The sequence below is a fragment of the Mycobacterium sp. TY815 genome, assembly GCF_030755135.1.
Classification (GTDB): Bacteria; Actinomycetota; Actinomycetes; order Mycobacteriales; family Mycobacteriaceae; genus Mycobacterium.
Genome location: NZ_JAUFRX010000001.1, coordinates 2,486,129 through 2,510,924 on the forward strand (window position 1 = coordinate 2,486,129; position 24,796 = coordinate 2,510,924).

The 24,796-nt window shown below is 66.1% G+C and carries 25 protein-coding genes; 9 read left to right on the forward strand and 16 right to left on the reverse strand.

Going from position 1 to position 24,796, the window contains the following annotated elements:
• Positions 1-101 precede the first annotated feature (101 nt).
• Entirely contained in the window at positions 102-1,160 is a 1,059-nt protein-coding gene (locus tag QXK92_RS10345; RefSeq protein WP_306241548.1) for a YncE family protein, read from the reverse strand.
• Positions 1,157-1,735: a TetR/AcrR family transcriptional regulator gene (locus QXK92_RS10350; protein ID WP_306241550.1), complete on the reverse strand. Its 579-nt coding sequence runs from the start codon at positions 1,733-1,735 to the stop codon at positions 1,157-1,159. Before QXK92_RS10350 ends, QXK92_RS10345 begins: the two co-directional genes overlap by 4 nt.
• 96 nt (positions 1,736-1,831) lie before the next feature.
• Between QXK92_RS10350 and QXK92_RS10355 the strand changes: the two genes are divergently transcribed.
• A complete protein-coding gene (locus tag QXK92_RS10355) occupies positions 1,832-2,722 on the forward strand; it encodes an SDR family NAD(P)-dependent oxidoreductase (protein ID WP_306241551.1) in 891 nt (296 codons plus the stop codon).
• Positions 2,723-2,732: 10 nt separating this feature from the next.
• Here QXK92_RS10355 and QXK92_RS10360 read toward each other — a convergent pair whose 3' ends face one another.
• Together QXK92_RS10360 and QXK92_RS10365 are read right to left on the reverse strand one after the other, a co-directional pair.
• Entirely contained in the window at positions 2,733-4,274 is a 1,542-nt protein-coding gene (locus tag QXK92_RS10360) for an NAD(P)/FAD-dependent oxidoreductase (protein ID WP_306241552.1), read from the reverse strand.
• A 133-nt stretch (positions 4,275-4,407) separates the two neighbouring features.
• Positions 4,408-5,151 carry a TetR/AcrR family transcriptional regulator gene (locus QXK92_RS10365; protein WP_306241553.1) on the reverse strand — a complete coding sequence of 248 codons (744 nt, stop codon included), beginning with the start codon at positions 5,149-5,151 and terminating at the stop codon, positions 4,408-4,410.
• A gap of 146 nt (positions 5,152-5,297) precedes the next feature.
• On the opposite strand from QXK92_RS10365, the gene QXK92_RS10370 reads away from it, so the two are divergent.
• Entirely contained in the window at positions 5,298-6,035 is a 738-nt protein-coding gene (locus QXK92_RS10370) for a hypothetical protein (RefSeq protein ID WP_306241554.1), read from the forward strand.
• Positions 6,036-6,292: 257 nt separating this feature from the next.
• Positions 6,293-7,612 carry an FAD-binding oxidoreductase gene (locus tag QXK92_RS10375; protein WP_306241555.1) on the forward strand — a complete coding sequence of 440 codons (1,320 nt, stop codon included), beginning with the start codon at positions 6,293-6,295 and terminating at the stop codon, positions 7,610-7,612.
• On the opposite strand, the gene QXK92_RS10380 is transcribed toward QXK92_RS10375, so the two are convergent.
• From QXK92_RS10380 to QXK92_RS10405, 6 genes are all read right to left on the reverse strand, one after another.
• Entirely contained in the window at positions 7,606-8,673 is a 1,068-nt protein-coding gene (locus tag QXK92_RS10380) for an AraC family transcriptional regulator (protein ID WP_306241556.1), read from the reverse strand. The two genes, QXK92_RS10375 and QXK92_RS10380, sit on opposite strands and share 7 nt — an antisense overlap.
• 122 nt (positions 8,674-8,795) lie before the next feature.
• Positions 8,796-9,827, reverse strand: coding sequence for an alpha/beta hydrolase (locus QXK92_RS10385; protein ID WP_306241557.1), 1,032 nt, complete (start codon positions 9,825-9,827; stop codon positions 8,796-8,798).
• 251 nt (positions 9,828-10,078) lie between these two features.
• A complete protein-coding gene (gene nrdE, locus QXK92_RS10390) occupies positions 10,079-12,244 on the reverse strand; it encodes a class 1b ribonucleoside-diphosphate reductase subunit alpha (RefSeq protein ID WP_306241558.1) in 2,166 nt (721 codons plus the stop codon).
• A complete protein-coding gene (nrdI, locus tag QXK92_RS10395) occupies positions 12,214-12,687 on the reverse strand; it encodes a class Ib ribonucleoside-diphosphate reductase assembly flavoprotein NrdI (RefSeq protein WP_306241559.1) in 474 nt (157 codons plus the stop codon). Before nrdI ends, nrdE begins: the two co-directional genes overlap by 31 nt.
• 39 nt (positions 12,688-12,726) lie before the next feature.
• The gene (locus tag QXK92_RS10400) at positions 12,727-12,966 is read right to left on the reverse strand and encodes a redoxin NrdH (RefSeq protein WP_065136920.1); all 240 of its coding nucleotides are present in this window, start codon (positions 12,964-12,966) and stop codon (positions 12,727-12,729) included.
• 535 nt (positions 12,967-13,501) lie between these two features.
• Positions 13,502-14,101: an NAD(P)H-dependent oxidoreductase gene (locus QXK92_RS10405; protein WP_371934152.1), complete on the reverse strand. Its 600-nt coding sequence runs from the start codon at positions 14,099-14,101 to the stop codon at positions 13,502-13,504.
• Between the two features lie 51 nt (positions 14,102-14,152).
• On the opposite strand from QXK92_RS10405, the gene QXK92_RS10410 reads away from it, so the two are divergent.
• Together QXK92_RS10410 and QXK92_RS10415 are read left to right on the forward strand one after the other, a co-directional pair.
• The gene (locus tag QXK92_RS10410) at positions 14,153-14,779 is read left to right on the forward strand and encodes a TetR/AcrR family transcriptional regulator (RefSeq protein ID WP_306241562.1); all 627 of its coding nucleotides are present in this window, start codon (positions 14,153-14,155) and stop codon (positions 14,777-14,779) included.
• Positions 14,780-14,787: 8 nt separating this feature from the next.
• Positions 14,788-15,825 (forward strand): DNA polymerase IV, encoded by a 1,038-nt coding sequence (locus QXK92_RS10415; protein WP_306241563.1) that lies wholly within the window; start codon positions 14,788-14,790, stop codon positions 15,823-15,825.
• A gap of 57 nt (positions 15,826-15,882) precedes the next feature.
• Here QXK92_RS10415 and QXK92_RS10420 read toward each other — a convergent pair whose 3' ends face one another.
• The 3 genes from QXK92_RS10420 to QXK92_RS10430 form a co-directional block, all read right to left on the reverse strand.
• Entirely contained in the window at positions 15,883-17,181 is a 1,299-nt protein-coding gene (locus QXK92_RS10420) for a PucR family transcriptional regulator (protein WP_306241564.1), read from the reverse strand.
• A 104-nt stretch (positions 17,182-17,285) separates the two neighbouring features.
• Positions 17,286-18,164, reverse strand: a complete 879-nt coding sequence (locus QXK92_RS10425) for an SDR family oxidoreductase (RefSeq protein ID WP_306241565.1) — start codon at positions 18,162-18,164, stop codon at positions 17,286-17,288.
• Positions 18,165-18,179: 15 nt separating this feature from the next.
• Positions 18,180-18,827: a TetR/AcrR family transcriptional regulator gene (locus QXK92_RS10430; RefSeq protein WP_306241566.1), complete on the reverse strand. Its 648-nt coding sequence runs from the start codon at positions 18,825-18,827 to the stop codon at positions 18,180-18,182.
• A 120-nt stretch (positions 18,828-18,947) separates the two neighbouring features.
• Between QXK92_RS10430 and QXK92_RS10435 the strand changes: the two genes are divergently transcribed.
• Positions 18,948-20,429 (forward strand): cytochrome P450, encoded by a 1,482-nt coding sequence (locus QXK92_RS10435; RefSeq protein WP_306241567.1) that lies wholly within the window; start codon positions 18,948-18,950, stop codon positions 20,427-20,429.
• Positions 20,430-20,457: 28 nt separating this feature from the next.
• On the opposite strand, the gene QXK92_RS10440 is transcribed toward QXK92_RS10435, so the two are convergent.
• Positions 20,458-20,976: a homocitrate synthase gene (locus tag QXK92_RS10440; RefSeq protein WP_306241568.1), complete on the reverse strand. Its 519-nt coding sequence runs from the start codon at positions 20,974-20,976 to the stop codon at positions 20,458-20,460.
• Positions 20,977-21,328: 352 nt separating this feature from the next.
• Between QXK92_RS10440 and QXK92_RS10445 the strand changes: the two genes are divergently transcribed.
• From QXK92_RS10445 to QXK92_RS10455, 3 genes are all read left to right on the forward strand, one after another.
• Positions 21,329-21,451 (forward strand): hypothetical protein, encoded by a 123-nt coding sequence (locus QXK92_RS10445; RefSeq protein ID WP_306241569.1) that lies wholly within the window; start codon positions 21,329-21,331, stop codon positions 21,449-21,451.
• A gap of 245 nt (positions 21,452-21,696) precedes the next feature.
• Entirely contained in the window at positions 21,697-21,834 is a 138-nt protein-coding gene (locus QXK92_RS10450) for a hypothetical protein (RefSeq protein ID WP_306241570.1), read from the forward strand.
• Between the two features lie 243 nt (positions 21,835-22,077).
• Complete coding sequence (locus QXK92_RS10455; RefSeq protein ID WP_306241571.1) at positions 22,078-22,221, forward strand: hypothetical protein; 144 nt, start codon at positions 22,078-22,080, stop codon at positions 22,219-22,221.
• Positions 22,222-22,248: 27 nt separating this feature from the next.
• Here QXK92_RS10455 and QXK92_RS10460 read toward each other — a convergent pair whose 3' ends face one another.
• Together QXK92_RS10460 and QXK92_RS10465 are read right to left on the reverse strand one after the other, a co-directional pair.
• A complete protein-coding gene (locus QXK92_RS10460) occupies positions 22,249-23,226 on the reverse strand; it encodes a sensor histidine kinase (RefSeq protein WP_306241572.1) in 978 nt (325 codons plus the stop codon).
• A gap of 113 nt (positions 23,227-23,339) precedes the next feature.
• Entirely contained in the window at positions 23,340-24,794 is a 1,455-nt protein-coding gene (locus QXK92_RS10465) for a FadR/GntR family transcriptional regulator (protein WP_306241573.1), read from the reverse strand.
• Positions 24,795-24,796: the final 2 nt, after the last annotated feature.

Sequence of the window (24,796 nt, forward strand, 5' to 3'; positions counted from 1 at the left end):
CCACGCCCGCCTGCGCTGCTGCTTTGCGGCCGAGGAGGTAGCACCGTTGACCCGGGCCGGCCAACACCAGGCACTCCGGCGGAATCTCAGCGGCCAAGGCACTAGGGCTCGATGATCTGCACCACGCCCGCGGTCACCCCGGCGACGAACAGCCGCCCGGAATTCGCGTCCACACCCACGGTGTAGGGATTTTGCACCGTCGGAAAGCGTCGTACCTCGCGCGGGTTCGTGTCGCTCATGTCGTAGCCGACGACTTCGTTGGTCCCCGATGACGCCACCCAGAGCCGGTCGCGCGCCGCGTCGTAGGTGATGCCGTACGGTCCGCCCGGCTGAGCCACCGTAGCCACCTCCCGCGGGACCGGGAGCGGGGTGAACACCCGCACCGCGTCACCGCGCGTGTCGGCGGCGATCATCCGCCCGTGCCGGTCGGCGAGCAGGTGGGTCGGCCCCGCGCCGGCCGGCGCCGACCCCACGATGGTCAGCCGTTCGGCGTCGTACACGGTGAGGTCGTTCTTGCGTACGTCCAGGACCCCCATCGCGGTCCCGACCGGCGCCGTCCCGGCCGGCTGGACACTGTCGGCGAAGATCTTGACGACCTGATCACCGCGGACGACGGCCACCGTTCCGCCGTGTTCGTTGGCGACGAAGACCGTGCCGTTGGCCGCCGCGGCGGCGTCGTGCGGATGCTCGCCGGTGTGGATGGCCGGCTGCGCCTTGCCTTGCGGCAGGTCGACACGGATCAGTACGTCGGCGGTTTCGACCGGCACCAGAACCGGTCCCCCGGGAGCGGCGAGCTGGAGGTGTCGGACACTTCCCGGAAGCGGCACCCGGCCGGTGACGGCACCGGTGTCGGCGTCCAGCAGCACCAGCTGGTCGGGGTCGCGCACGGCGACGGCGACGGTCCGCGTCCGCGGGTCGACGACGATCCCTTCCGGCGAGCGGCCCACCGAGACGGTCCGCCCGAGGACGGGATCGGTGGGTGGCGGCGCCTGGCGGGGTTCGGCGGCCTGCGGCAGCCCGGCGTCCGGCGGGCGACTGCCCTCGGTCGGCACGGCGGCCGAACCCGCCTGCGGCGTGCCGCCGTGACCGCAGCCGGTGACCAGCAGCGCCGCCAAACACAGCCCGCCGAGCAACCGCCTTGCCCGACTTTCAGCGGTCATGCGTCTCCCGTCGCGCCCGAGAGCAGAGCAATCATCGTGTCGACGAGTTCCTCCGCGTCGGTGTGCCACTTGTCCAGGTCCAGGTGGCCACTCAGATCCAGGCCCGCTATCCCGTGGGCGCTGGCCAGCAGGAGCGCTCCGTAGCGCCGGGCGTGTTGCGGACCGGTGAGGCGGCCGACCATGTCGATGAACAAATGTTGTGTCCGCTCCCCCGCCTGCGCCGCCGCGGTCAGGTCAGCCGGCGGGGTGGTGAAGATCAGCCGGTACAGGTGCGGCCGGTCGCGCCCGAGGGCGATCAGCGACAGCAGGGCCGACCGCAACGCCGCGTCGGGCGACAAGTCACCGGCTGCCAATTCCTCGAGCGAATCACCCAATTCGTTCAGCGCATCCGACGCCAGCACCGCGAGCAGAGACTCCTTGTCCGCAAAGTGCCGATACGCCGCCGAGCGCGACACCCCGGAGCGGGCGCCCACCTCACGCAACGTCACCGCCTCGACTCCCCCGCGGTCGAGCAACACCGCCGCGGCCTCGAGCAGCGACCGGCGCGTTGCCGCCGCACTCTCCGCTCGTGACATCACCCGCCGAGCATAAGCCGAACTTGAGTTGACAACGTCAACTCAACTGCTAGCTTTGAGATGACAGCGTCAACTCAAATGCCCACGGAGGCCGCCATGACATCATCCGATCGCCGCAACGAACTGATCGTCGTGACCGGCGCTTCCACCGGTATGGGAGCCGCCACCGCTGAAGAATTGGCGCGCAGGGGATTTCACGTGCTGGCCGGGGTGCGCCGCGAGGCCGATGCCGACGCGCTGCGCGCCGACGGGATCGAGCCGCAGATCCTCGACATCACCGTCGAATCCGACATCGCCGCGATCGCCGACCGCGTCACGCGCGACCCGCGCCCCCTGCGCGCGCTGGTCAACAACGCCGGGATCGCGATCAATTCACCGGTCGAGACGCTGCCGATGGCGCAGTGGCGACGACAGTTCGAGGTCAATCTGTTCGGCCACATCGCCATCACGCAGGCGCTGCTGCCCGAGCTTTTCAAAAGCTGCGGCACCGTCGTGAACATCAGCTCGGTCGGCGGCAAGGTGGTGCTACCGACCTACGGCGCGTACGCGGGCTCGAAGTTCGCCCTCGAGGCCGCCAGCGATGCGTTACGGCGCGAAGTCTCCGACCTGGGGGTCAAGGTGGTGGTCGTCGAGCCCGGCGCGGTCAAGACCGCGATGCCCGAGCGCGGTATCGCGACGGCGCAAGGACTCATCGCGGACATGACCGCCGCGCAACTCGCGCGCTATGGCGATCTCAATGCGGCCGTGACGGCACAGGCGCGCTCGTTCCTCGACATCGGCGTGCCGGCCGAGCACGCCGCCAAGGTGATCGTCAAGGCCGCCACCGCGAGTCGGCCCCGCACCCGCTACACCATCGGCCGCGACGCCGCGGTCCTGGTGCGGCTCAGCCGGGTGCTACCCGACCGGGCGCTGGACCGGATCATGCGCCGCAACCTCCGGTCGTTCGCCGGTGAGTCCGCGAATTCGGTTGTGAGCGTTCAGAACTGAGCGCTTCTCCTCAGGCGGCTTTCTTGCCCGACTTGGTGCGCAGGCCCAGGAATTGATATTCCTCGGGCTTCACCGAACGGGTGGCCATCCAGTATTGCCAGGTGTAGCCGCCCCACAGCACCGTATTCTTGCCGTGCTCGTCGAGGTACCAGCTGCTGCAGCCGCCGCTGTTCCACACCGAACCGGACAGCTTCTCCTGCAATTCGGCGTTGAAGCGGTCCTGCGCCTCGCGGGTGGGAGCCAGCGCCTGGGCACCCATCTTGTCGCACTTGGCAATCGCGTCGGCCACGTACCGGATCTGGGACTCGATCATGAACACCACCGAGTTGTGACCCAGCCCGGTGTTGGGCCCCAGCAGGAAGAACAGATTGGGCACGTCGGCGACGGTGATGCCGCGGTGGGCGCCGATGCCCTCGCGGTTCCACCGGTCCACCAGATCCTCGCCGCGCTGGCCCTTGATCTGAACGTAGGTGTAGGAGTCGGTTACATGGAAACCAGTGGCGTACACGATCACGTCCGCCTGGTGTTCGCGACCGTCGGCGGTGACGATGCCGTCGCGGGTGATCCGGGTGATGCCCTCGGTGATGAGTTTCGTCTTCGGATCGGCCACCGCGCGGTAATAGGTGGACGAGTTCAGGATCCGCTTGCAGCCGATGCGGTATTTCGGCGTCAGCTTGCGCCGCAGTTCGCGGTCCTTCACCGAACGCCGGATGTTCCACTTGCAGTACGCCTCAATGAATTTCAGCGCGTTGGGGTGCTTGGTCATGCCGAAGGCAAGCGCCTCCTGGCCCCAGTAGATAGCCAGTCGCGCCAGGGCACGCAACCCGGGGACGTTCTCCATGGCCGCACGCAACGCCGGCGGAATCTCGGGGTTGGACCGCGGCACCACCCACGGCGGGGTGCGCTGGTAGAGCTGGAGTTCGGCGACCTGCCCGACGATCTCGGGCACGATCTGAATCGCGCTGGCGCCGGTGCCGATGATCGCCACCCGCTTCCCGGTCAGGTCGACGCTGTGGTCCCATTCCGCGGAATGGAAAGCGGCACCGGCAAATTCGTCACGCCCTTGGATGTCGGGCACGGACGGGATGTGTAGTGCCCCGGCCCCGGAGACCAGGAATTGCGCCACGTACTCCCGCCCGTCGACGGTGAACACGTGCCAGCGGTACTCGTCGTCGTCCCAGTAGGCACGGTCGACCAGCGAGTTGAAATGGATGTAGCGGCGCAGCCCGTACTTCTCGGTGACGCCCTTGAGGTAGTCCCAGATCTCCGGCTGGAACGAGAACGGGTTCTTCCAGTCCGGCTTGGGCTCGAAGGAGAACGAGTACAGATGCGACGGGATGTCGCACGCGCAGCCGGGGTAGCTGTTGTCGCGCCAGGTGCCGCCGACGTCGTCGGCCTTTTCCAGGATGACGAAGTCCACGCCCTCCTTCTGCAGCGCAATGGCCATACCCAGGCCCGAGAACCCGGTCCCGATGATCAGGGTGCGGGTGTGTGTCGGTTGGGACTGCGATTTCTCGGCGGATTCGGTAGCCGAGGTCACGACGTCGGTCATGGTGGATCTTTCCTGTTGTGGCCGCTAGTGGGCGGGCGTGCTCGTTGAGACGCAGATACCCAGTACCCGGGGTATCGGATATATCCGAGTGTCATGGATAGCCACGACGATGTCAACGTCGCTGCGGCTCAGCTCACGGCAGGGCGGCCGGCAGCGCATCGTGGATCGGCTTGTCTGGGTCCATCGCGATGCCCAGCGTTTCGGCGGTGCCGACGATGACGCCCATCATGATGGTCGTCAGCTGGCTGACGAACTGCTCGCGCGTCATGGACCGCGGGCTGTCCGGCTCGGGACCCAGCCACCATTCGGTGGCCGATGCGGCGCAGCCGAACGCCGAGAACGCAGCCAGTTCCAGGGCGGCGGCGTCGAGCTCCATGTCCCGCAGCTCGTTGTTGAACATCTCGGCGATGGTCAGCGTGATCTCGCGGCCTTCGTTCAGGGTTCGCACCGTCGCCTTGGACTGGGCGCTGGAGCTGCCCTGGATGAAGACCCGCATGACATTGGGATGCTGGTCAAGCAGGGTGACGAACTCTTCAACGGCGCGGTGGATGACCTGGCGGGCGGAGTCGGTGGCCAGGTTGATCGACGGGAAGATCGCCGCCCACAACATGTCGCGCAGGCGTTCGCCGATAGCCAGGAACAGGTCGGACTTGTCGGTGAAATGGCGGTAGATCTTCGGCTTCGCGGTACCGGCCTCTTCGGCGATCTCCCGCACGCTCAACTCCGGGCCCAGCCGGTCGATGGCACGGAAGGCGGCGTCGACAATTTCGGCGCGCACCTTCTTGCGGTGTTCGCGCCACCGTTCGCTGCGCGCGTCGACTTTCACACCGGGCTTGGGGACCGGGTGGGGCAAAGCGGGTCGAGGCATTCTCACCACGTCATGCACCTTACCGCTTCGGAGCCGCTGACCTGCGCAGACCGGGTGTCTACCGCCCGGCCGGCCGTGAATCTGCCGACGCGACACGCGCATTGAGCGTCATAAGATTCACCGTCGGCCGAGGCCATACAACGCACAATCACCGAATGCACCGAATTCGACTCGTCGCCAATGGACTCCGATCGACACGCCGCGCAACCATCTGCGCATGCCTCGTGCTCGCCGCCGCGGGCACCGCATGCCAGACCTCGAAGGCGCCTACCCGGCCGGATTCTTCGGCGGTGGGGTCGCCCAGCGCTGCAGCTTCCACACCCGCGGCCGCCAAAACGCAGGTCATCAATGTGGTCGCGGTCGTTGACGGACAACCCGCCAACGGCTACCGAGACGTGACAACCGGAGAAGTGAGCGGCACCGTCTCGATGTGTGACGCCTCGCCCTCCGCCGTCGACCCCGGCATCTATCGATGCTCACCGTCAGCAGCGGCCGCCGACGTGTGCTGGAAATCGACGGCGCAGACCCTGTTGTGCGTCGACGATCCGTGGAGGAAACAACTTCACCGGGTGACCGTGACCGATGCGCTGCCTTCCATCCAACCGGTGTCGTTGCCGACGCCGTTCGCGCTGCTACTCGACAACGGTGTGCAGTGTCGAATCCGCAACGGAGGTGCCTGGGGTGGTCGCGACGACGACCTGGTCGGCGCCTACGGATGCAACGGCGAGGACGTCGTCTTGGAGTCAACCGACGATGGTGCGGTGCCTATCGATCGTTCCCGGCCGGTGTGGACCGTCAAGGTGGGCCCACTCGGAGCCGGCCCCGTTCATTTCCCGCCCCCGCAGACGCACTCGGTGACCACGGCTTGGTTCGCGGCAACGTTCGCCACGTAGCCCCGCGTCGTCGCGGCCTCAGTCCACGGTCATGGTCACACCGAGAATGCATCGTCGTCGCGGGTCGGGATGCGCGCCCAGTCACTCATCGGTCGGCCGAGGATGGCCATGTCCGCCAATTGTGTGGTGGCATCGGCCAATCCGCCTGACGGGGATGGCTTAACCGCTCCGCGACTCCTAGCCTTCGGTCAGTGTCAGGGGTCGCCGGCCACCAACCGCGCTTGCCAACCGGCCGCGGCTTGACCTAGGAGAATTAGATGACCACCTTCGTGCCGAGTCTGTGGCTGAGCGACACCCCGCGACGAGGGCCTGACCTGCAGAACGACGTGCACTGCGAGGTGGTGGTCGTCGGGGCCGGCTACACCGGCTTGAGCGCCGCGATCGCCTTGGCCGACGCAGGGGTGGACGCTGTCGTCCTTGAAGCGGAGTACGCGGGTTTCGGTGCCAGCGGACGCAACGCCGGGCACCTCACCCCGACTATCGGCAAGGACCTGCCGAGCGTCTTGAAGATGTACGGCCCGCGCACCGGCGGCGCGCTGGCGCGACTGGCCGACGAGGCCGTCGAGCACACCGAGGACACGATTAAGCGCCACGGCATCGACTGCGACTATGTGCCGAACGGCAATCTGATCGCCGGTATCCACCCGGGTCACGAGAAGCGTCTGCGCGCCGCCGTCGCAGCCGCGGGCGAGCTCGGCGCCTCGGTTCGCATGGTCGAGCGTGACGAGCTGGACGCGCGCGGCATCCCCGCGTTCGTCAACTGTGCGGCACTCGAAGAGCGCGGCGGCGTGCTCGATCCGGGCCGGTATGTGCGTGGACTCCGCAAGGCAGCACTGCGCGCGGGGGCCCGCATCTACGAAGGAACGCCGGCGCTCACCATCGACGAACACGTCCGTGGAGTCCGGATATCGACACCGCGTGCATCGGTGTCCGCGGCGACAGTCGTGCTGGCCACCAACGCCCACACACCGCAGATGGGTCTGCGGTACGGCCATGTCACCCCGGTCAACGACTGTCTGTTCGTGACCGAGCCGCTGACCGAAGAACAGCGTGATCGGATCGGCTGGAACGGCAGCGAAGGGATCTACACCGCCCACGAGGCGCTGGAGAACTATCGGATCACCGCGGACGGTCGGATCTCCGGGGGCTCACGCTACGTGGGGTACCGCTACGGTGGCCGCTTCTCCCCCGACGATCAACCAAGAACGTTCGCCAAAATCGAGCGCAATTTCCGCGCCCGGTTTCCTGAACTCGCAGACCTGCCCATGGCCGGCTTCTGGTCGGGGCACATCGCGATGAACCTCAACTTCCTGCCTTTCATCGGCCGTGTGGGCCGACACGAAAGGATCGTTGCCGCACTGGGTTATTGCGGTCATGGCGTCGCCTTGGCCGGACTGCTCGGAACGGTCGCAGCCGGCATCGCCATCGGCAGCGCCCAAGCCCCCGCGGTCCTCACGCAACGCCGCCGAATCCCGATGCCACCAGATCCGTTGCGCTGGCTCGGTGTCAAGGGTCTGGCGGCGGCGCTGGAGGCTCTGGACCGCCGTACCGACCGGCTGGCCACGCCGCGTCATTGACCGCTTTCGCCTCTCATACCGCGCTCTGCACTCGGTGTTCGCCCGGTCCACCGCAGATAGGCGCGGCGGAACTCGCGGCTGTCGCTGTATCCGACCTGCCGGGCCACCGCCCCGATCGGCAGCGTGGACTCGCGCAGCAGGGCCGCGGCGCGCTCCAACCGCACGCGGTCGCGGATCTCACCGAATCTGAGGCCGGCATCGGCCATTCGCCGGTGCAGCGTGCGCTCACTGATCATCAGCCGCTCGGCGACCATCGTCGCGGTGACTGGTTGCGGAAGCCGTTCCCGGATAACCCCTTCCACTGCGGCGACCATATCGGGGCGGCGGTCCCCCGGGTCGGCGAGCTGGCGAGCCGCCGAGACCGCGACGGCGAGTTGTGCGGGATTGGCGGTGGGAATCGGGCGATCAAGGAGGCCCGACTCGAAGCACAGACGAGTTGCGACAGCGTCGAACCTCAACGGGCAGCGGAAGAACTTCCGGTACACATCTGCATAAGCCGGTGCAGGATAGGCGAATTCGATGCGGGTGGGCGCGAGATTCGCGCCGTGAACGGAGCGCATCAGAGTTACGGTCGCCGCACACGCTTCCTCGCAGAGGAACGGCAACAACTCCGGGTCTGGGTTGCGTTCGATGATGCGCAGCTCGAATTCTTCTCTGCCAAAGCGGATTTCATAATTGAGCAGAGTCCCGGCCGCCTGATGCAGTCCCAGTCCGAGCTGGACCGCCTCTCGGGTCGACCGGCAGGACCGGACGGCGAAGCCAAGAATGCCCCATGACACCAACACGTCCCGGCTCCCGACCTGCATGCCGATCGGTCCAGGAGGCATTGCGCGCAGCGCTTGGCGCAGGATGGAGATCGCCTGCCGGAACGACAGGCGGGTAGCCGGCAGATCGAGTTGACTCCGGGTCAGTCCGGTTCCTGACAGCCAGACGTCGGTCCGGACGCCACGCTGTTCGGCGATATCCAGAACGCCGGTGACGACGCTGGGCGGGATGACCGCGTCCTGCAGGGCCGCACCTGCCGGCGAGGGATCAGATCCGTTGTGCGTCGTCGTGCCCATCAGTCGGGATTGTCGAGTTCGCCCGGACCCGGAGCCCGAGTGCGGAGTCCTTGACCAGTGCGGACACCGGAGGAACGTATCACGATGGGCCCGTTCGCAGATCGGACTGCCGATCGACTGCGTCAGCGAACCGCTTCGGCGATCGCCGCGGCGATCCTCCCCGTCGCCGCCCGTGCCGCCGGACTCACAGCCGTCATCCAGATGTACGCGTGCACGAGCCCGCCCTCTCGGAAAAGACGGGTCGGCACTCCCGCTGCGGTGAGGCGTTCGGCGTAGGCGATCCCTTCGTCGCGGAGCGGGTCGAACCCGGCAACGGTGACCACCGCCGGAGGCAGCCCGCCGAGGTCGTCGGCGAGCAGCGGCGACGCGCGCGGATCTTCAGCATCGGCGGTCGTGCTCAGATAATGGTCGATGTACCAGCGCATCTGCTTCGCGCTCAGCGCATTCTGGTCGGCGAACTCGACGTAGGACGGATGCTCGCTCGACATGTCGGTCACTGGGTAGATCAGCACCTGCAGCGCGGGCTGGATGTCCCGCCCGCGCAGCTGCAGGGTGAGCACCGCAGCGAGATTGCCTCCGGCACTGTCCCCGCCGACGACAATACGGTGTGGGTCGAGTCCCCATTCCGGTGCTCGGCCAAGGACGTAGTCCCACGCGGTGAGGGCGTCCTCCACCGCCGCCGGGAACCTGTGCTCGGGTGCAAGGCGGTAGTCGACGGACAAGACGTCAACACCGGCGTGGACCGCGAAGAAACGCACCGCGGATTCCGTGCTGGCCCGGCTTCCCAATACGAACCCGCCGCCGTGGAAATAGAGCAGCAAGCCCCGTGACGTCGCGCCGGCCCGGTAGCGGGTCGCCTTCAGGCCGCCCGGCATGACGAGGTCCTCCTCGACGACGAACGGGGGAAATCGCTCGGCGAGCACCTGCGCTTCCTGTTCGACGATCAGGCGGGCCCGCGCCGGATCGCACGTGCTGAAGTCCGTCGCCGCCATTGTCAGCAGGGCGATCTCCGGCGCCATCTGCTCGTCGTCGTTGTTGAGTGGTGAGCGGATCAGGCGCCGCACAACCGACCGGGGGAGACGCGCCGCAGCGTGAGCGGCGGCGCGCTTGATCCGGCTCACCGGTGTCAGCGGTACTGCCGTCGATGCGCTCATGGCCGCAGGCTAACGAGGCGGTGGCGGCGGTGACGAGGGGTTATTGCGCCAGAAGGGTGGTGAAGAGCGCCAATCCCTCGTCATAGCATGACCGGGCACGGGTCTGGCCTCGGCCCGGCGGATTGACGCCGGACCACACGAACTGTGCAGGCCGGCATTGCCACCCGGCGCAGAGGTAGGTTGCACCCTATCCGGAAATAGAAGCAGGTCAGGGGGCATTTCCCCTGACCTGCGACGTGACCGAATGACACCTACAGCATGCAGGACACGCAGCCCTCGACCTCGGTCCCTTCCAGCGCCATCTGACGCAGCCGGATGTAGTACAGCGTCTTGATTCCCTTGCGCCAGGCGTAGATCTGCGCCTTGTTCACGTCACGCGTGGTGGCGGTGTCTTTGAAGAACAATGTCAGCGACAGACCCTGGTCCACGTGCTGGGTGGCCGCGGCGTAGGTGTCGATGATCTTCTCGTAGCCGATCTCGTAGGCGTCCTGGTAGTACTGCAGGTTTTCGTTGGTCATGTAGGGCGCCGGGTAGTACACACGGCCGATCTTGCCTTCCTTGCGGATCTCCACCTTCGACACGATCGGGTGGATCGAGGACGTCGAGTGGTTGATGTAGGAGATCGACCCGGTCGGCGGCACCGCCTGCAGGTTCTGGTTGTAGATGCCGTGCGTCTGCACCGACTCCTTGAGCCGCTTCCAGTCGTCCTGGTTCGGGATGCGGATGCCGGCGTCGGTGAAGAGCTGGCGTACCTTCTCGGTGGCCGGCTCCCACACCTGGTCGGTGTACTTGTCGAAGAACTCACCCGAGGCGTACTTGGACCGCTCGAAACCTTTGAAGTGCGTGCCGCGTTCGATCGCGATGCGGTTGGAAGCGCGCAACGCGTGGTAGAGCACCGTGTAGAAGTAGATATTGGTGAAGTCGATGCCCTCTTCGGAGCCGTAGAAGATCTCTTCGCGAGCCAGGTAGCCGTGCAGATTCATCTGACCCAGGCCGATCGCGTGGGAGTCGTTGTTGCCCTGCTCGATTGACGGCACCGACGTGATGTGGGTCTGGTCGCTCACCGCGGTCAGCGCACGGATGGCCACCTCGATGGTCTGAGCGAAGTCCGGCGAGTCCATCGTCTTGGCGATGTTCAGCGAACCCAGATTGCACGAAATGTCTTTGCCCACTTTGGCGTAGGACAGGTCATCGTTGAACAGCGAGGGCGTGGACACCTGCAGGATCTCCGAGCACAGGTTCGAGTGCGTGATCTTGCCCTCGATGGGATTGGCCCGGTTCACCGTGTCCTCGAACATGATGTAGGGGTAGCCGGACTCGAACTGCAGCTCGGCCAGCGTCTGGAAGAACTCGCGGGCCTTGATCTTGGTCTTGCGGATACGCGCGTCGTCGACCATCTCGTAGTACTTCTCGGTGACCGAGATGTCGGCGAATGCCACGCCGTACACCCGCTCGACGTCATAAGGCGAGAACAGGTACATGTCCTCGTTCTTCTTGGCGAGCTCGAAGGTGATGTCCGGGATGACGACGCCCAGACTCAGCGTCTTGATGCGGATCTTCTCGTCGGCGTTCTCCCGCTTGGTGTCCAGGAAGCGGTAGATGTCGGGGTGGTGGGCGTTGAGGTACACCGCACCGGCGCCCTGCCGCGCACCCAGCTGGTTGGCGTAGGAGAAGGAGTCCTCGAGCAGCTTCATGATCGGGATGACACCCGAAGACTGGTTCTCGATGTTCTTGATCGGCGCGCCGTGCTCACGAATGTTGCTCAGCAGCAACGCAACTCCCCCGCCCCGCTTGGACAGCTGCAGCGCGGAGTTGATGGATCGCCCGATCGACTCCATGTTGTCCTCGATGCGCAGCAGGAAGCACGAAACCGGCTCTCCCCGCTGCTTTTTGCCCGAGTTCAGGAAGGTCGGCGTGGCCGGCTGGAACCGGCCGTCGATGATCTCGTCGACCAGCTTCTCGGCCAGTCCGGTGTCGCCCGCGGCCAGGGTGAGCGAGACCATCACGACGCGGTCCTCGAAGCGCTCCAGGTAGCGCTTCCCGTCGAAGGTCTTCAGGGTGTAGGAGGTGTAGTACTTGAAGGCGCCCAGGAACGTCGGGAAACGGAATTTCTTCGCGTAGGCGCGGTCGAGCAGACTCTTGACGAAATTGCGCGAGTACTGGTCGAGCACCTCACGCTCGTAGTAGTTCTCGCGGATCAGGTAGTCGAGCTTCTCGTCCTGGTTGTGGAAGAACACCGTGTTCTGGTTGACGTGCTCCAGAAAGTACTGGCGTGCGGCAAGCACGTCCTTGTCGAACTGGATCTTGCCGTCGGCGTCGTACAGATTCAGCCGCGCGTTCAGCGCGTGGTAGTCCGTCTCGTCGGGCAATCCGTGCACGCCGGCGGTTACAGGCTCTGCAGTGACGGTTGGTGGCACGTCTGTTCCTTCCAATATTGAGCCCAGAACTGAGCGAGGCCGGCGCGGACGGCGGCCACGTCGTCCTCGGTCCCCATGAGTTCGAAGCGGTAGAGGTACGGAACACCGCACTTGCGGGAGATGACGTTGCCCGCATAGGCGAATTCGGCACCGAAGTTGTTGTTGCCCGCAGCGATGACGCCACGGATCAGGGAGCGGTTGTGCTCGTTGTTCAGAAAAGCGATGACCTGCTTGGGGACGTAGCCTCCGTCGTTGATGTTCGGAGTCGCCCGTCCGCCACCGTAGGTGGGCAGCACCAGCACGTACGGTTCGTCAACCTCTATGCGGCCGTGCAGCGGTATCCGCGTGGCGGGAACACCCAGCTTCTGCACGAAGCGATGGGTGTTCTCCGACACGGACGAGAAATAGACCAGATTGCGCCCCGTGATCTCCGAGATGTCCATCGGGCACCGCAACCTTCCTTGATCTATCCGTTGGCCGAACTAGGCGCTCAGCGCCGACTCGGCGAGCGCCTTGATGCGGTCCGGCCGGAAGCCGGACCAGTGTGCGTTGTCGGCCACCACGACGGGCGCCTGCAGGTAGCCGAGCGCCATCACATAGTCGCGGGCCTCAGGGTCCAGCGTGATGTCGACCTTCTGGTAGTCGATGCCCTGCTTGTCCAGCGCCTTGTAGGTGGCGACGCACTGCACACAGGCGGGCTTGCTGTAAACGGTGATGCTCATGGGCGTACCGCTCCTTTGCGGAAGAGGGGATGACGGGACTGGCAACGACTAGGGGGTACATCCGCGCTATATTCAGCGCCCCGGCGAGCCCCCAGATTCCCATCCCGCGGGCGCGTCTTTCGAGCTGACCTGGCTCGAGGTGCGCCCTGCGTTTCCGGGAAGCTCATCGCGCCCCGCTGGGTCGGTTGGGACCTGGTTGGGGCTTGGTGAACCTGGGATCTGCCGATCCTCGAAACACTACACCTAGGGGGTGACAACGCGAAGAGATACAAGATGTTCTGAATAACATTTCTGAAATTCCCTGGTAGTAAGCCCTCTCGGGCGTGTCGCTTCGGCGTGTCGCAGATCACACAATCGCGGCGTCGGTGTATCTGCGCGGGCAGCCGGGCGTGCATGCTCAGAGGTATAGCAGCGGGCACCGACAAGTCGGTCGCGCCCAACCCGGCCGCTCGATACCAGCAAAGCCGCCGGCGAGTCCGCCGACGGCTTTGACTAGAGCGTTAAGCCGGGTGAGGCCGGCTTGATGCAAACGGGCTCAGCCGACCTCGGCGGCCAGCTTGCCGACGACGTCGCGCACGTTCTCCGACAGTTCGGCGCTCTCGGCGGGGGCGCTGCCACCCAGCGTCCGGAACGACACCGAAAGCTTGATCGCGTCGCTCACCCGGGCACCGGCGATACCGAACGACTTGCGGGTCTCGTCATGCGCCCAGACCCCGCCGTACTGCCCCATCGAGCCGCCGATCACCGCCAGCGGCTTGTCCTTCAACGCGCCGTCGCCGAACGGCCGCGAGAGCCAGTCGATCGCATTTTTCACCACGGCAGGGATCGAGCCGTTGTACTCGGGCGTGACCACCAGGGCGGCGTCGGCTTCGGTGGCCGCGGCGCGCAACGCCACCACCTGCGCGGGCGCCTGGTCCAGCTCGCTGTTCATCGCGTCATCGATGTCCTCGTTGTAGAAAGGAACCTCCCCCAGCCCCTCGAACACCGTCACGGTGACCCCCTCGGGGGCCAGTTCGGCCGCCAGTTCGGCGATCTGCCGGTTGACCGAGCCCGCACGCAGGCTGCCTACCAGCGCCAAGATCTTGATATCTGCCACTGTCCCGTTCCCTTCGGATTTGAAAGTCCATCTTCGCACGGTTAAAACGGACTATAGTCCGCTTTATTCCCGCCGCGTTACAGTGCAGGGGTGAGCGGTGCCGAGGACAAGGGCGAATTGCGCCTTGTCGCGCACGAGGACCTGGCGGTCGAGTCGCTGCCTGAACGAAGCGACGCGGCGCGCAACCGGGCGCTGCTGCTGGAGGCGGCACGGCAGCTGGTTGCCCAGCGCGGCGCCGGCGCGGTCACCATGGATGACATCGCCGCTGCCGCCGGCGTCGGCAAGGGAACCCTGTTCCGCCGGTTCGGCAGCCGCTCGGGCCTCATGCTGGTGTTGCTCGACGAAGACGAGAAGGCCAGCCAACAGGCGTTCCTTTTCGGCCCGCCGCCGCTGGGTCCCGATGCGCCGCCACTAGAGAGGCTGATCGCGTTCGGCCGCGAACGCATCCGCTTCGCATGCGCCCACCGCGAGCTGATGTCCGCGGCAAGCCGTGACCCGCACATGCGACACGTCGGCGCCGCCTTCGTACTGCGCACTCACGTCAGAGTGCTGCTGCAGGCCGCCCACACCACCGGGGACCTGGACATCCAGACCGATGCCCTGCTCGCTCTGCTCGACGTCGGCTATGTCGACCATCAACTCACCGAGGGCGGCCACACCACCGAGACACTGGCAGAGGCGTGGGCGAGCCTGGCCCGCAAGCTGTGCGGACGCTGATCGCCGACATGACGCGGTGGGTCCTGCACGTCGACCTCGATCAGTTCCTCGCCTCGGTGGAGTTACGCCGGCATCCCGAGCTGGCCGGGCGGCCGGTCATCGTCGGAGGCAGCGGCGACCCCACCGAAGCCCGCAAGGTCGTCACCTGCGCGTCGTACGAGGCGCGCGAATTCGGCGTGCACGCCGGCATGCCGCTGCGTGCGGCGGCGCGCCGCTGCCCGGACGCTACGTTCCTGCCCTCCGATCCCGCCGCGTACGACGAGGCCTCCGAGCAGGTGATGGGCCTGCTGCGCGACCTGGGACATCCCGTCGAAGTATGGGGTTGGGACGAGGCCTATGTCGCGGTGCCGGCCGACCCGGTCGCGGCGGCCGAAAACATCCGCAGCGTCATCTCGGCCGAGACCGGACTGTCGTGTTCGGTGGGCATCAGCGACAACAAGCAACGCGCCAAGGTTGCCACCGGTTTCGCGAAACCGGCCGGGGTGTTTGAGCTGACCGATGCCAACTGGATGGAAATGATGGCCGGCCGGCCCGTCGACGCACTCTGGGGCGTCGGACCGAAGACATCGAAAAAGCTTGCTGCCCTTGATATCACCACCGTCGGACAACTCGCCCGAACCGACGGCGAGCTGTTGACATCGACGTTCGGGCCCCGCACCGGTCTGTGGCTACTGCTGCTCGCCAAGGGCGGCGGCGACACCGAGGTCAGCGCCCAGCCCTGGGTACCCCGTTCCCGCAGCCATGTCGTCACCTTCCCGCGCGACCTCACCGAGCGCACTGAAATGGATTCGGCGATCACCGAATTGGCCCAACAGGCCCTCGACGACGTGGTGCGCATGCCTCCCGGGGGGCGGATCGTCACGCGAGTCGCGGTCACCGTCCGTACCGCGACTTTCTACACCAGAACCAAGATCCGCAAACTCGACGCTCCCACTACCGATTCCGGCGTGATCACCGCGACCGCCCTCCGCATCCTGGACCTGTTCGAACTCGACCGCCCCATCCGACTGCTCGGGGTTCGCCTGGAACTGGAAATGCCTTCCTGATCCCGCTCGAGCCGAGTAGCGAAAAAGCCCGTACCACAGCGGATATCGCACTGACATTCACGGCGGGGGTGGTGCGGCAAGGCCGAAATCAGCCGGCGGGACCGCTCCGGGGTCAGTCTTGGGCTGCCGCAAGACGGCGGCACCGTGGCGCTGACAGGCGAACAGTGCAAGCTCGACGTTGCGCTTGTCCTCGATCGGACGGCCCCGCCTGGCGACAGCTCGCCGCACGTCATTCTTGACAGCCTCGAGCGGCACCTGCAGTTCCTCCGCGACCCGGTAGGGCCGACCGCAGTACAGATAGATCCGCAATATCTGACGCAGTCGGGAATCGTCGTCGTTATCGAACGCCAGCGGGCCCAGGACGTCGGCCACCCATCCGCGTATCTCCTCGACGTCCGCGTCCAGCAGCGCCGCCGAAACGATGCCGGCATCGGTTGCTGCGACCACGTCGGCCGGTTGACCGAGCGCCTCGGCGGCCGTGCGCGCACGCAGCGCCTGACGATGAGAGCGACGGAACCCTTCGATGCCGCAACCCATCGCCCCGATCGCGAGGCTGGGCGCATCCGCCCGCAGCCGGACGAAATCCCGGATGTTCGCGACGGCGTCACCCGGCACCAGACGGTAGGGCAACCACACCCACCAAACAGTGCGCTCGGCGCCGATCAACAGCGGGCGTGCCGTCGCGTCGGCGGCCACAGCCAACGCGCGTACGAATTCCCCCAGGCTCGCGCCCCGCTCGTGTGGACCGTCGACGGCTGGGTACCATGCGATGAGCGCCAGGTGCTCCCCGCTCAGCGGATAACCGATCGTCGCCGAAACATCCTCGACGTCAAACGATTTGGCGCTATCGAGCAGGTCGCGGACCTGGGTTTCACTTGCGATGCGCTGAGCCGTCAGCCGCAGCGCGTACTCGCCCTGGTAGGCCGCAAGGGCCTGCTGTGACAGCACGTCGACGTATTTCGACAACGTCCTGGCGAGGCTCTCGACGACGGCGACCTGGGTCTCCGGAGCCATGCCGGCGGCCTGCAGTTCGGCGAACACCGTCTCACCCAACCGGCGCTGCCCGAGCCGGTGGGCGCGCATCATCGCATTGATCGGAATGTCGCGACGGGCAAGGGATCTGGCGTACTCGGTATGTGTTGGCGGCACGGCGATCTCGGTGACATCGATGTCCGAGAGCAGGGCGCGGCATATCGTGTGGAGCTGGTCGCGCATAGCGGCGCGCATCAACTCGCTCATCCGTTCGTCGCGGGGAAGCTCCGGCACATTGTCCTGGGCGAGGGTGCACAGGGCATCACTGAGCGCGGCAGCCTGCTCGTCGAGGCGCGCAACAATCCGTGCGACGTCGCTGTCCACGCCAACCTCCGCCGATGGTGTCGGCCCCCATGGAGACCGTAGATCGCCGGCGGGGGTTACCGGAAGACAAACCGCCGCCGGACCGAAATCTCGGCGTCGCGAACCTAGCGCTCCAATTGCGGCGGTGCGGGCCGCAAGGCTCGCGTGAAGATCGCATTGACTTGCCGCATGGCCACGCTGTAGGGCCACCACGCCAGCCGCTTGAACGCGTACAGCGCCCTGATGTCCGGAGAGGTGTAGATCAGGTAGCGCTTCTTCGCGACTCCCGCCAGGATTTTCTCGGCGGCACGCTCCGGCGAGACGGCGTGGCCGCTGAAGCGGTCCACCCAGCGAGCCACGTGCGGGTCTTCGCGGTCCACGCCGGCGATTTCGACGGTGTTGACCAAGGGAGTCTTCACGGCGCCGGGCACCACCACCGACACCGCGATGCGGTGCCGGGCGAGGTCGAAACGCAGTACTTCGGACAGTCCGCGCAAGCCGTACTTGCTGGCGCTGTAAGCGGCATGCCATGGCAGCGCGACGATTCCGGCTGCCGAGGAAACATTGACCACGTGCCCGCCCCGGCTGGCCGCGATCATCTGCGGAACGAACGACTCGATCACGTGGATGGGGCCCATCAGATTGATCGAGATCATTTTCTCCCACTGCTGGTGGGTCAAGCGGTCGACGGTCCCCCACGCCGAGACGCCGGCGATGTTGAGCACGACGTCCATGCTGGAATGCCCCGCGTGGATGTCCGCCGCGAATGCCGCGACCTCGTCGTACTTTGAGATGTCAAGCACCCGGTGGGCGGGCACCTGTGCGCCGAGCGCCCGGGCGTCGGCCACGGTCTGCGCCAGGCCGTCGGCGTCGCGGTCGGTCAGATACAGCTCGGCGCCGTGCGCCGCCAGCCGGAGCGCGGTGGCACGGCCGATGCCACTGGCCGCGCCGGTCACGAAACACCGCTTGCCCGCGAAGTACTCGGTGGAGCCGCTCTGCACCATGATCGGCAACGATACCTACCGCGCCGGACCGCCCCACAGCGCGTTGAGCCACATCTTCTCGAGCACGCTTACCCGGCGCTCGAAGTCACTCTCACTGCCCACCATCAGCGGGTCGCCCGTCAAAGCGAGCGCCGTGGCCCCCGTCAGGGTGCGAATCAGCGTAGGGATGTCGTCGCTGATCGGCCGGGCGGTGCCGGCCTTCATCTCGGCATCCACCACGCTGACGATCTGGCGGAACACCACGTCGAACTGCCGGTCGAGAATCTGCTGGATCTCGACGTCGGTGTGGCGAGCGGCGTCACACGCCCGCACCACCGGGTCGTTGTCGGTGTAGACCGCCGCGGCACTGCCGACCATCCGCTTGGCGAACTGCTCAGGTGATTCCCCGGGCTGACGCGGAGCGAAGAAGTGCGTCAGCTCCTCCAGTTCCTCGGCCGCCTCGGCCAGCATCTGCGCGAGCACCGAATACTTGGAATCGAAGTAGAAGTAGAAACCCGAGCGCGCCACCCCGGCCCGCAGGCTGATCGCGCTGACCGAGAGCTCCGAGAACGGACCCTCCTGTAGGAGCTCACGAACCGCCTGCATGATCGCCTGCCGGTGCTTGTCACCGCGCCGGCGTGACGCCGGCGCGCCCTGCCCCTCGTCGGCGGCCGGACTACTCACTCGCGATCACTCCTTGACCATGCACCACACCAATCCAAAAAGAAAACTTGACAGGCGTCAAGTTTTTCCGAAATAGTGAAAAAAGTGACGGTGACCACAACCGGTTAGGAGCGCGCGTCAATGGCGACGACCATCAGCACCCCCGACTATCTGCTCGATCAGGCCAAACGTCGGTTCACCCCGTCGTTCAACAACTTTCCGGGCATGGGCCTGGTGGAACGTAGGCTGCGCAACACCCAGTTCCCGGAGAAGAAGCTCGCCGACCCACCGCCGGGCAGCGGACTCAAGCCAATCGTGGGCGACGCGGGCCTGCCGATCCTCGGGCACATGATCGAGATGTTGCGCGGCGGACCGGAATACCTGCAGTTCCTGTACGAGACCAGGGGCCCGCTGATCTTCGGCGACTCGCCATTCCTGCCGTTTGTCACGGCGCTGGGGCCCGATGCGGCGCAGGCCATCTACTCCAACCGCAATAAGGACTTCTCCCAGCAGGGCTGGACCCCGGTGATCGGCCCGTTCTTCCGCCGCGGACTGATGCTGCTCGATTTCGAGGAGCACATGTTTCATCGGCGGATCATGCAGGAAGCGTTCATCCGGTCCCGTCTGGTCGGCTACCTCGAGCACATCGACCAGGTGGTGCAGCACGTCATCGCCGATGACTGGGTGACCAACGACCCACGCTTCCTGCTGTATCCGGCGATGAAGGAGATGACGCTGGACATCGCATCGATGGTGTTCATGGGCCACGAGCCCGGCACCGATCGCGAGCTCGTCACCAAGGTCAACAAGGCATTCACCACCACCACGCGCGCCGGCAACGCCGTCATCCGCACCGGCGTGCCACCGTTCACCTGGTGGCGCGGCCTCAAGGCGCGTGAGCTGCTGGAGAACTACTTCGCCGAGCGCGTGAAGGAGCGTCGCGGCAAGGAAGGCAATGACCTGCTGACCGTGTTGTGCCAGACCGAGGACGAGGACGGCAACCGGTTCTCCGATGAAGACGTCATCAACCACATGATCTTCCTGATGATGGCCGCCCACGACACCTCCACGTCGACCGCCACGACGATGATCTACCACCTGGCCGCGCACCCGGAGTGGCAGCAACGCTGCCGTGACGAATCCGACCGGCTCGGCGATGGGCCACTGGACATCGAGTCGCTGGAGAAACTGGAATCTCTGGACCTGGTGATGAACGAGTCCATCCGGTTGGTGACGCCCGTCCAATGGGCGATGCGACGGACGGTTCGCGACACCGAACTGCTGGGCCACTACCTGCCCGAGGGCACCAACATCACCGCGTTCCCCGGGGTGAATCACCGGCTGCCGGAGATCTGGACCGACCCGATGAAGTTCGACCCCGAACGGTTCACCGAGCCGCGCAACGAGCACAAACGACACCGGTACGCGTTCACGCCGTTCGGCGGCGGCGCGCATAAATGCATCGGAATGGTGTTCGGGCAGCTGGAAGTCAAGACGATCCTGCACCGGCTGCTGCGCCGCTACCGCCTGGAACTGCCGCGGCCCGACTACCAGCCACGCTGGGACTACGGCGGCATGCCGGTGCCGATGGACGGCATGCACATCGTGTTGCGTCCGCTTTGAACCGGCCGTCTCCCCGGGGGACGTGGACTCAGCCCTGAGAGCCGGCCGCCAACCGGTTGGCGCAGGCGATCACCGCGCGCAACGCCGACTCGGTGGATTCCCGGCCCCACCCCATAGCCCACTCGGAACGCACGCCGTCGGTGCCGCGGACGAAGGTAGCTGTGTCATTTCCTGCGCACATCTGGTGAAAGTTCAGGGTTTCCACGTGGACTCCGCGGGCATGAAGCATCGCGGTAAGCGCGGCGACCGCTCCCCCGGCCGCCGCGGTCGACGTCGCGATGCGGTCGCCGACAGCGATCACCGCACGGAAGTTGCGCGCCTGCGGCCCCATCCGCGCCGGATGGCGCTCGACGTCGACGCATGACCACTGCCCCAGGCGCACCGGCCCGGCGGTCTGGCCATAGACGGCGACGAAGCGCTCCCACGACAGGGCGGCGGCCTGATCGCGTAACCCCCGTGGCAACGCGACCCCGAAGTGGCGATTGAACCACCCGGCGGCGGAACCGGATTCACTGAAACAGTGGCGATGTGGGCTGAGGACTGTCATTGCGCCGGCCTTCTCTGGCTCGAAGGAGCGACCGACGGTAGTAGCTTCCGACCCACAGCGGGGGGTCGGTCTGGATCAGACCCCGCTGCGGGTGCTGGCTACTACGGCAAGCATGAGAAGACGCACGAGCGGAGACACTAGACGGCGTGCCCGGTCGAGCGCAACCACATTTCCGACTCAGCCGATTTCGGAATCTCATTCGCGAATTAGTCCGGATCGCCGGAAAACTGCTCGAGGGATGCATTGCCGGAGTTAGCATCCTGATAGCGATTAGATTCGCTAAATGGGGTAAACAGCCACACGAAGGGGGAAGCCGATGAAAGTACGCAAATCTGGCAGGGGGATTCATTCGGTGAAGGTTGTCGCCGCCGTGCTGGCCGCCGCTTTTGCTTTGACTGCAGCGGGTTGTACTGCGCAAACCGGCGCCAGCGTCGGTGGAACCATCGGCAATCCGCCTCCGACCGTCGCGCCGTAGGACACCTCCTGGGAAACGTCGGGGGAACCCGCTGGGAACCGCTGTACTCGCAGTCGGTTCCCAGCGGGCTCACGTACCAAATGAATGCATATCCCGGCGGAGCATAATTAGCACACCTGACTATTCGGGATATTCGTTACAAAACTTTTTGCGCATTTCCGAAAACCGGTTCCCCAGTCGTCGCGCGGGGTTAGCATCACAGGCGCCAAACGTTCCATGCAGCACGGCGGAGAAAGGCCAGACCCATGCGCACTCACCCGAAGACCGTTCAGGTTGTCGGAGCCCTGATCCTGGCGGCATTCGCACTCTTCGCCGTCGGCTGCAGCAAGCCGATGGATCCGGTAATCCAGCCCAACCAGGGCGAACTGTTCACCGGCCGGTAGCTGCCGGCACGCTCAGCTCACGCAACCGCCGACGCCGGCACAATCGCCGGCAACCAGAACGCCGCACCGGCGCGGCCCACGCCGCTTGCCCCGGCGCGGATTCCATCGCGGGATCCATTGAGTGACAACAGATCTCCTGTTATTCCAGGTATTCCCTTGGCGTCATGTTCGCACTAATGTGACGCAGGTAACATCCTTAACGGCGGTCGCTGCCGCCAGCCCACGTTCGGGAGGGGCAAAATTATGAGCGCAAGTACCAGGGTGAAAGCCGCGATCGGCGCCGCCTTGTTCGCCGGATTCGCCGTGCTGTCGGTCGGCTGCAGCATGAAGACACCGGTTACCCCGGTTGCCCCGGCGCCGCCGCCCGTCGAGCAGGTTCCCCAGTAGCCCGGCTGCGCTGACGCGGGTGCCGGGTCAGCAATCCCGGGACGCGTCCAACCTCAGGTACGCCTGAATGGTGGTGCCGCTGGCCGTGGTGTGAGTGCGCACCAGATCCGCCATCGCGTTGACCAGAAACAAACCGCGACTGGCGGTGCCGCTGGCACTCGGGCGCTTGAGCCCCACGAAGGGGTCGTCGAGTCGCCCACCGTCGCGGGCCTCGCAGATCAGGTGCTCCTTGTCCCGCCAGAAGGCCAGCCGACAGGAGCCCCCGGCGTACTGAAGGCTGTTCGTGGCCAGTTCCGTGGCGATCATCTGCAGGTCGTCCAGACCGTCCTTGGACAGCCCGACCCAGCCGGCGTAGTCGGCGGCGAACGACCGCGCCGGCCGCAGGTCGGCGCTGCGCCGAACCGTGTAGGTCACCGCTCCCGGGTGAGCGGGCAGCGGCTTGTTGCAGCGCGCCAGCACCTCATCCGGCGCGTAGTCGTCGCTGGGATACGCCGATTCCCCGTGCCAAAGCAGAGGATGGGTGCTGCGGGCGTCTGCCAGCACATCGTCGGGCAGGTGCGTGGCGTCGAACAGACACAACCCCGTCAGGTTCCGGGTCTTCAGCGCCCCGTTGATGAATGCTTCGTGCTCCATACAGGCCAGACACTCGTCTGCGGTGCGGCCACGCCACACGAGTTGACTCACGATGCGGACGGTGCGGTCGGCGTGCTTCTCGGCGAACGCCGTTTCCATCGCCAGGAACCGACTCGGGTTTCGCGCCGCCTCGGCGATGTCCACCAGACGCAACTCGCCGTCAGAGCCGGCGCGCGCCGCATGCAGTTCGGGACCCAGCATCGCCAGCCTGTCACCGGGGACGGCGACCAGCACCGGCTCGTCTACCGCGAAGCCGTCGGCGGCAAACCGCATCACAAAGTCCAGACATTCCCGCTCGGATTGATAGAACAGCGCGGAATGCACGAAGCCACTCGTCGCATCCGGGGGCCTGATCGCCGTGCTCGTGGTCATAAAACTCCCACCCAACCTCAGCCGGCACGCCGCTGTACCGCCTGTCACTTGAGTATTGCTGTACCCCAGGCAAGGCTTTGCTAAGCAGGGCCGTGCCGCTGCGCGTGTCGCGGCTAGAGCCACCACGACGCCGCGGCGTCCAGGTGCCGGCGGATCCGGTATCGCGCCAAGCTGTCGTCACCGGACTCGATCGCGTCCAGTATGCGCAGGTGTGCCGTTTCGACGGCAACCACGTCGGTCGACGTCAACTGTGCCTGTCCGGTCGTGGACCAATGCCGGCGGAACAGCTCAACGATGATTCGCAGGAATAGGTCGAGCAGCGCGTTGCCGGCAAGGCGCGCCAGGCCGACGTGAAAGCGGAACTCTTCGATCGCCGCGTTGCGCGCGTCGTCGCTGCCTTCGCCCGCCACGCTCGACCAGCCCTGCGGGTCCAGGAAGTCCGCCACCTCCGGTTCGGCGCGACGCTGCACGACCTTGGCCACATTGTCGATCTCGATGGCATCGCGCACGCAGCGCAGGTCCTCCCGCGTGGGCTTGCGGTACTGGAGGTAGAGCGCGATGGTGTCGATGCTGGCCTGCGCCCGCGGCTTCGCGACGACCAGCCCTCCGCCGGGGCCCCGGCGCATGTGTGCCACTTCGTGATATTCCAGGAGTCGCACCGCTTCCCGCAGTGCCGCCCGGCTCACCCGGTAGCGCTCCAAAAGCGCCGACTCGGTGCCGAACACCGAACCAACCTGCCAGCCGCTGACGGCGATGTCGTCGGCGATGCCGGCAGCCAGGACTTCGGCGAGCTTGCCACGCGGCGCCTCGGTGGCCAGGCGCTTGCCGAGCGACCCGGGCCGGGCTCGACGTGCCGGGTCGCGGTGTTCGGCCAGCCAGGCGGTGACGCGTTCCACGTGCCGCTCGCTGAGCGTCTTGGCCCGGGCCGAATCACCGGCGGTGACGGCGTTGACGATGTCGGCGTGGGCACCGCGCATCCGGTGGGCGGCATCGGCGGCCTCGGCCGCCGAACCGGTCCGCGAGGCGCGGGCATAGCGTTTGGTCAGCCTCATCAGGACATCGATGAAGAGTTGCAGGACTGGGTTTTTCGACTGCTCAGCGAGCGCGATGTGGAACTCGTCGCTAGGCGCCGGCAGTCCGGGGCGCCACTGCTCCTCGGCGCTCAGCACCGATCGCAGCCGCCCTATCCCGGCTTCGTCGATGCGTTCGGCCGCCAGCGCGGCGGCCAGCGGCTCGAGCACCAGCCGCGCGTTGAGCAGATCAGCCAGCGTGGTGCCGAGATATTCGAGGTAGATCACGACGGCGCGGGTCGCCGGGCCGGCGTCCGGCTCGCAGATGATCAGCCCGCCGTTCGGCCCGCGCCGCATGCGCGCCACCTGGTGGTGTTCGACCAGACGGACTGCTTCGCGCAACACCGAGCGGCTCGCGCCATACCGTTGTTGCAGAGCCGCCTCCGAGCCGAGCGACTCCCCGACCGCCCAGCCGCGGCGGACGATGTCTTCTTCGATGCGACGGGCGATCTTCGCGGCTCGCTTATCCGGCCGGATTTGGTCCGGTTCGACGGTCACTG